The 6,634-nt window shown below is 71.7% G+C and carries 9 protein-coding genes and 2 pseudogenes; 6 read left to right on the top strand and 5 right to left on the bottom strand.

What is annotated here, in order from left to right; genetic code table 11:
* From G3I65_RS38355 to G3I65_RS38335, 5 genes and pseudogenes are all read right to left on the bottom strand, one after another.
* Positions 1-345: pseudogene (locus G3I65_RS38355) on the bottom strand (HNH endonuclease); the annotation flags it as partial.
* Between the two features lie 56 nt (positions 346-401).
* Entirely contained in the window at positions 402-1,118 is a 717-nt protein-coding gene (locus tag G3I65_RS38350; RefSeq protein WP_160700432.1) for a M50 family metallopeptidase, read from the bottom strand.
* Positions 1,119-1,123: 5 nt separating this feature from the next.
* Positions 1,124-1,498, bottom strand: coding sequence for a helix-turn-helix domain-containing protein (locus G3I65_RS38345; RefSeq protein ID WP_160700431.1), 375 nt, complete (start codon positions 1,496-1,498; stop codon positions 1,124-1,126).
* Between the two features lie 40 nt (positions 1,499-1,538).
* Positions 1,539-2,114, bottom strand: coding sequence for a TetR/AcrR family transcriptional regulator (locus G3I65_RS38340; RefSeq protein ID WP_160700433.1), 576 nt, complete (start codon positions 2,112-2,114; stop codon positions 1,539-1,541).
* 66 nt (positions 2,115-2,180) lie between these two features.
* The gene (locus G3I65_RS38335; protein WP_160700430.1) at positions 2,181-2,615 is read right to left on the bottom strand and encodes an SRPBCC family protein; all 435 of its coding nucleotides are present in this window, start codon (positions 2,613-2,615) and stop codon (positions 2,181-2,183) included.
* A 23-nt stretch (positions 2,616-2,638) separates the two neighbouring features.
* Between G3I65_RS38335 and G3I65_RS38330 the strand changes: the two genes are divergently transcribed.
* The 6 genes and pseudogenes from G3I65_RS38330 to G3I65_RS38305 form a co-directional block, all read left to right on the top strand.
* A complete protein-coding gene (locus G3I65_RS38330) occupies positions 2,639-3,172 on the top strand; it encodes a TetR/AcrR family transcriptional regulator (protein WP_160700429.1) in 534 nt (177 codons plus the stop codon).
* Positions 3,173-3,182: 10 nt separating this feature from the next.
* Complete coding sequence (locus tag G3I65_RS38325; protein ID WP_160700428.1) at positions 3,183-4,904, top strand: CocE/NonD family hydrolase; 1,722 nt, start codon at positions 3,183-3,185, stop codon at positions 4,902-4,904.
* A gap of 62 nt (positions 4,905-4,966) precedes the next feature.
* A complete protein-coding gene (locus G3I65_RS38320; RefSeq protein ID WP_160700427.1) occupies positions 4,967-5,371 on the top strand; it encodes a hypothetical protein in 405 nt (134 codons plus the stop codon).
* A gap of 20 nt (positions 5,372-5,391) precedes the next feature.
* Entirely contained in the window at positions 5,392-5,553 is a 162-nt protein-coding gene (locus tag G3I65_RS38315) for a hypothetical protein (RefSeq protein ID WP_309235924.1), read from the top strand.
* A gap of 39 nt (positions 5,554-5,592) precedes the next feature.
* Positions 5,593-6,279: a response regulator transcription factor gene (locus G3I65_RS38310; RefSeq protein ID WP_160700425.1), complete on the top strand. Its 687-nt coding sequence runs from the start codon at positions 5,593-5,595 to the stop codon at positions 6,277-6,279.
* Positions 6,276-6,634, top strand: a pseudogene (locus tag G3I65_RS38305) (two-component sensor histidine kinase); the annotation flags it as partial. The gene G3I65_RS38310 and the pseudogene G3I65_RS38305, both read left to right, overlap by 4 nt.

The following is a 6,634-nucleotide window of genomic DNA, read 5'->3' as shown; positions in this document are numbered from 1 at the left end:
GACAGCGTCGATGATGGTGTCGATCATCGGGGTACTCAAGGAACCGGTGAGAGCGGCGGCGCCGGTGGCCGGAGCAACAGCGGGGGTGGCGTCGAGAGTGTGGGCGGGGTGCAGGGCTTGGGCGCGGGCCACGGTGCGTCTGGCGGCGGTATGAGGGACGTCGGCGAGGTGTTCGTAGAGGCGCGCGGTGGTCCGGTATCCGAATAGCTCCTGAACCCCGCGGGATTCGATTTCCACCAGCAGCGCACCGATTTCCGCCTCAGCGGACCGCACGACGGTGAGCAGCGAAACGATGCGGTCGGCCAAGGCCTCCGCATCCGCTTGCCACACCGTTTCTCTGTCCACACCCCAAGATTACCGCCACACGAACACATGTTCATCACTCGATCAGGCGAAGATCCCTAAGGCCACAACATCGGAACCGCGTGCCAAACCGCCCAACCGATCACCACGAACCAGCCAAGAATCCAAACAAACCCAGGAATCCCAGTCCGCTCAGCAAGCGAAGAAGCGTCATCCCCCACCACACCACGGAACCGGTTCGCGACCAGCGCCCCCAACCCGCCCAGCTCACTGGTCAGCAACAACCAAGCCTCCGCATACGCGATGCCGTTCTTCAGCCAGTCCGGCGCCCACCGCAGCGCACAGAACACGACCGCGCCCACGGCAACGACCGCCGCGCCAGTAAATACATCCCGTGTGAACAGCAGGATGAACAACATCGCCACCGCGGTCAGAGCCAGCACCGCCGGAACGAGGCCGCGGTGCAGCAGTGCCGCCGCGCCGAGGCCGGCCAGGGGTGGCATCGCGTAGCCGGCCGCGGTGGCGAGGACACCCGCGAACGGCGACGGATTCCAGTGCTCGGTTTGACCGGACTCCGCGCCGGTGATTTCGATGCGGAAGACGCCGCCGCCGGTCAGGATGCTCACGAGTGCGTGGCCGCCCTCGTGGAAGAGGGTGCCGAGGACGTTGACACGGTTCAACAGCAGCCGGGTTCCGGTGGTCATGAGCGCGAACGACGTCGCCGACACCGCGCCGGCGAACACCGCGGTCGTGCCCACGAGTGCCCAGCCGGGTGCGGGCACCGTCTCGTTGAGGACGGCGAAGGCGGACGCCACGGAACCTACGCCGACGCCGGGGTGTGCTCCGCGTCGTACGCCTCACGCGCGTCCTGCACCGAAGACATGTGCACCCGCGCCCACCGGTCCAGCATCTCCAGCGGCTCCGACAGGTTCCGGCCCAGCGGCGTCAGCTCGTACTCCACCTTCGGCGGGATCGTCGCGTACGCCGTGCGAGTGAGGATGCCGTCGCGAACCAGGCTCCTCAACGTCTGGGTGAGGACCTTCTGCGAGATGCCGTCCACGCGGCGGCCGATCTCGGTGAACCGGAGCGGGCCGTCCTTCAGAGCGCCCACGATGAGCACGGTCCACTGGTCGCCGATGCGGTCGAGCAGCTGGCGGGTCGGGCAGTTGCGGTCGTACGGGTCGGGCTGCCACACGGCGCGTCTCCTCACTTTCCCGGAGAGAGTAACACGCGTTTCAGCCGGTGGGAGCCATCAGCGCTTCGAACAGGATCCGCAGGTGCCGGCGCCCGCGGTCCCAGCGGGCCTCCAGTTCCTCCTGGTCACGCGTGGCCCAGCTGGCGATGAGGATGCCGCGCACGACGTCCATCGCCGTGTACACCGCGTGCAGGAACTCGTGGTGCCCGGCGTGCTCCGGCATCAGCGCCCGGCCGAACTCGACCAGGCTGGACGTCGCGATCGGCTCGACCTCGGCCATCTGGCGGCGCAGCTCGGGGTCCGTGCGCGAGGCCACCCACAGCTCCACCGTCGCCGAGAACACCGGGCCCTGGTGCATCTCCCACATCAGCTGCAGCGCGTCGCCGACCGGGTCGCTCGACGCGCGGAGCCGGTCGAGCTCGGCCATCGCGACCTCGGTGCGCTTGGCCGCCAGGTGCCGGATCGCCGACGTCACCAGGTCGGCCTTGGTCGGGAAGTGGTGCACCTGCGCGCCGCGCGTGACGCCGGCGCGGTCGGCCACGCGGGTGGTCGTCGTGCCCGCGTAGCCGTACTCGACGAGGCAGTCGATCGTCGCGTCCAGCAGCCGGACGCGCATCGCCGCGCTGCGCTCTTCCTGCGTGCGGCCGGTCGATCCCCGTCGTGGCGCTGACATGCGCCCACCTTATGGGGCCACCGGCGCCGCCTCGACCAGCCCCGCCACGACCCGCCCGATGAAGCGCCCGAGGAACCGCCGGTAGAACCAGCCCGTGCCGGGGATCTTCGGCGTGAACGTCGAGTGCCAGTGGATCTCGGTGCCGCCGTCGTGCGGCGAAAGGTCGACGTAGGCGACGTAGTCACGCAGCGGCAGGCCGTGGTCCAGCGCGTAGCCGAACCGGCGGCCCGGCTCCAGCGCGACGATCTTCTCGTACGACTTGACACTGCCGGTCCGGAACAGCCGGACCGCGCCGAGGCCTTCCGGCTCCCCCTCGCCTTCGCGGACCAGCTCGAACGACCCGAGGGGCGACCACCGCGGCCAGCTCGCGCCGTCGCGGAGGAGCGCGTACACGGTGTCGGGCGGCGCGGACGTCCGGCCGCGCACGGAAATGCTCTGTACCATTTGGTACGTGTACCATCTGGTACATGATCGAGACAAGCCCGCGAGACCGGCTCCTGGCCGCGGCGATCGACCACATCGCCCACCACGGCGGGGCGGAGAAGAGCCTGCGGGCGCTCGCGGCGGACCTCGGCACCAGCCACCGCATGCTGATCTACCACTTCGGCTCGAAGGAAGGCCTGCTCACGGCGGTGGCGCGCGAAGTGGAAGCCCGGCAGCGCGCCGCGCTCACCGGCCTCGACCCGGCGGAGTTCTGGCGGCGGCTCACCGACGACGACCTGCGCGCCAACGAACGGCTCTTCTTCCAGCTCTACGGCCAGGCCCTCGGCGGCACGCCGGGCACGACCGGCCTGCTCGACGGCGTCATCGACGACTGGCTGGGCCCGATCGAGACGCTGCTCGCCGAATACGGCGTCCCCGAAGCCGACCGCGCCGCGCACGCTCGGCTCGGCCTTGCCGTCGCACGCGGGCTGCTGCTCGACCTCGTCACGACCGGCGACCGCGAAGCCGTCGACGCCGCGATGGCGCAGTTCCTGGCGAGGTACGAACAGCACGCGTGATACTGGCGCGATGCGCCTGCTACTGGGGATGTCGGCCGCTCTGCTCGTGACGACCGGGCTCACGCCCGTGGCGGCGGCCGCGAGCCCGCCGATCCGCGAAACGGCCTGGGTCGAAACCGGCACCGATAACGACCACGACGGGAAGACCGACCGCGTCGCCGCGGACATCGCCCGGCCGGCGACCGGCGGGCGCGTCCCGGCGATCCTCGACGTCAGCCCGTACTACGCCTGCTGCGGCCGGGGCAACGAGTCGCAGAAGAAGACCTACGAACCCGACGGCACCCCGCGGCAGTTCCCGCTGTTCTACGACAACTACTTCGTGCCGCGCGGGTACGCGGTGGTGCTCGCCGACGTCGGCGGGACGAACCGCTCGTCGGGGTGCTTCGACGACGTCGAGAACGGCAACGCCGTCGTGAACTGGCTCAACGGCCGGGCGAAGGCGTTCGACGCTCCCGAGGGCGGCCGTCCGGTGCGGGCGGACTGGGCCACCGGGGACGTCGGCGCGATCGGCAAGTCCCAGGACGGCGCCACCGCGATCGGCATGGCCGCGTCCGGGGTACCCGGGCTGAAGACGATCGTGCCGATCGAAGGCGTCGCCGACAACTACGCCCAGCTCGTCGCGAACGGCGCGCCGCTGGCCACGCCGGAGAACACCGGCTCGTCGTTCACCTACAACGAGCGCGCGGCCGAGCTGTGCCGGCCGTTCGAAGCCGACCTCAAGGCGCGCATGGGCACGAACGGCGACTACAACGCCTACTGGCGCAGCGTGAACTACGTGCCGAAGCCGGTGCGGGCGAGCGTGCTGATCGCGCAGGGGTTCGGGGACGGCGCCGTGGCACCGAACCAGTTCGCCGCCTACTGGGCCGCGCTCGGCCGGACCGGTGTCCCACGCAAGGCGTGGCTGAGCCAGGCCGGGCACGTCGATCCGTTCGACCTGCGGCGCGCGCAGTGGGTCGAGACGCTGGGCCGCTGGTTCGACCGCTGGCTGAAGGGCGTCCGCAACGGCGTCGAGGACGAGCCCGCCGTCCACCTCGAAACCACGCCGGACCACTGGACCGACGTCCCGAGCTGGCCGCCCGCGACCGCGCCGGTGACGCTCCGGCCCGCCGCCGACGGCACGCTCGGGTTCCACGGTTCGGGCACGGCCACGGTCGTCGACGACCCCGCCGTCGGCCGCGAGGACTGGGCGGCCGGGGTGTCGGCGGCGCGGTTCACCGGCGCTCCCCTGCCCGCGGCGACGCGGATCGCCGGGTCGCCGTCGGTCACGATCACGGCGTCGTCCGACAAGACCGCCGCGCGGCTCGGCGTCGCGCTCGTCGACTACGGCCCGGCCGAGTTGCGCAACACCGCGAACTACGGCAGCGGGATCAAGAACCTGGCGACGACGTCGTGCTGGGGCGAAAGCCGACCCGGCGACTCCGCGTGCTTCCTCGACACGGCGACCGACCTCGTGCCGGTCGACCACCGGATCGTCGCCGTGGGCTGGGCGGACCTCGGGCACCACGCGTCGCTGCGGCACGGCGAGCCGCTCGTCCCCGGCCGGGCGTACTCGATGACGTTCACCCTCACCGCGCTCGACCACGTCGTCCCAGCCGGGCACCGGCTCGGCTTGCTCCTCGGCGGCACCGACGGGCTGCTCTTCGACCCGGCCCTGCCGGTGCTCGGCGACACGCTGACGTTCGACCTCGCCCGGACGTCGGTCACCGTCGGCTTTACAAAGCCCGAACACTAGGCCGGCGCCGCCCGAACACCGCCGCGCGAGAGTTCTCCTCGTACCCGAGACGAGGAGACACGATGCGAGGAAGCACCTGGACGCGGCTGGCACTGGCGGGCTGCGCGAGCGCGGCCTGCCTGCTGGTGGCGGCGCCGCTGGCCTCGGCCCAGACGACGTCGCCGGCGCCGGTCGCGCCGATCACGCTCAGCCCCGAGGAGTCGCAGCAGGTCTGCTCGGACTGGGTGCCGAAGCTGCAGAAGAAGGCCGACAACCTGAAGGCGCGGATCACCGGCGGCCCCGAGATCACCGGCTCGGTCGCCAACCTCAAGGCGCGGGCCGCCGACCAGCGCGCCAAGGGCCACACCCAGCGCGCCGACCAGCTCGACCAGCGCGCCACCAAGCGCCAGGGCCGGATCGGGGAGATCGACGCGGCCAAGCAGAAGCTCGACGCGTTCGCGTCCGCGCACTGCAAGCCGGCGAAGTGAGGGCGGCGAGGATCGCGGCGGTGGTCGGGGCCGCCGCGCTCATCGCGCTCGGCTGCTCCGGCTGCCGCGACAACCTGATGGGCTCGCCGTCCGACAGCGCGCCCGCGTCGTCCGAATTGAGCGGTGTCGAGTCGACGCTGAACGGCATCGAGTCCGACATGAACAGCGATGGCACGCCCTGACCGGCTAGCGTCTCCCCGCACACGACGGAGGGAGCCGGTATGGGGTCACCAGGACGCGGCCTCGTCCTCGTTGTCGAGGACGAGGCCGCGATCGCCGAGCTGGCGGCGCTGTACCTGAAGCGCGACGGCTTCGGGGTGCACGTCGAAGCCGACGGCGGGCGGGCGCTCGACGCCGTGCGGCGGCTGAAGCCGGTGGCGATCGTGCTCGACATCGGACTGTCCGGAATGGACGGTATCGAGATCTGCAAGGCGTTGCGCGCGGCCGGGGACTGGACGCCGGTGCTGTTCGTCACCGCCCGCGACGACGAGCTCGACCGCCTGCTGGGCCTGGAGATCGGCGCGGACGACTACCTGACGAAGCCGTTCAGCCCGCGCGAGCTGGCCGCCCGGGTCCGGACGGTGCTGCGGCGCGCGTCCGGGGCGACGCCGGCCGCGGAGACGTTCGCCGTCGGCGGCGCCCGGGTCGACGTCCTCTCCCGGCGGGCCTGGGCGGGCGACACGGAGATTTCCCTGACGTCGACCGAGTTCGACCTCCTCACGCACCTGCTCCGGCACCCGGGGCAGGTGCTTTCGCGCGACCAGCTGCTCAGCGCGGTCTGGGGCTACGCCGCGGCGGCGGGCACGCGCACGGTCGACGTCCACGTGGCGCAGCTGCGGGCGAAGCTCGGCGCGTCGAGCCCGATCCGGACGGTGCGCGGCATCGGTTACGCGGCGGACCCGGCGTGAGGGGCACGCTGGCCGGCCGGATCACCCTGGTGTGCCTGGCGGTCGCGGGGATCGCGGTCATCGTCGCCGGGCTGGTCGCGGCACGGCTGATCCGGACGACGGCGGACAACGCGCTGCAGTCGTCGCTGTCCGCCCAGGCCGACGTCGTCGCCACGCAGCTCGACGAAACCGGCATCGGCAACCGGCTGGGCGTCGGCAAGGTGGCCGACGTCGTGCGCGGCCAGGGCATCTCGGTGGTGGTCCGCCGCGCGGGCGGACAGGCGCTCGGCGAACCGGCCGCGGTGCAGGCGTCGGCCAAGCTCGGCCTCGGCGCCGACCATTCGGGGCGCGTCACGATCGGCGGCGCGCAGTACCT

The sequence above is a fragment of the Amycolatopsis sp. SID8362 genome (assembly GCF_010550475.1).
In the GTDB taxonomy this organism is placed as follows: domain Bacteria; phylum Actinomycetota; class Actinomycetes; order Mycobacteriales; family Pseudonocardiaceae; genus Amycolatopsis; species Amycolatopsis eburnea.
The sequence above is the reverse complement of the archived record's forward strand: the minus strand, read 5'-3'. Positions and strand labels throughout refer to the sequence as shown.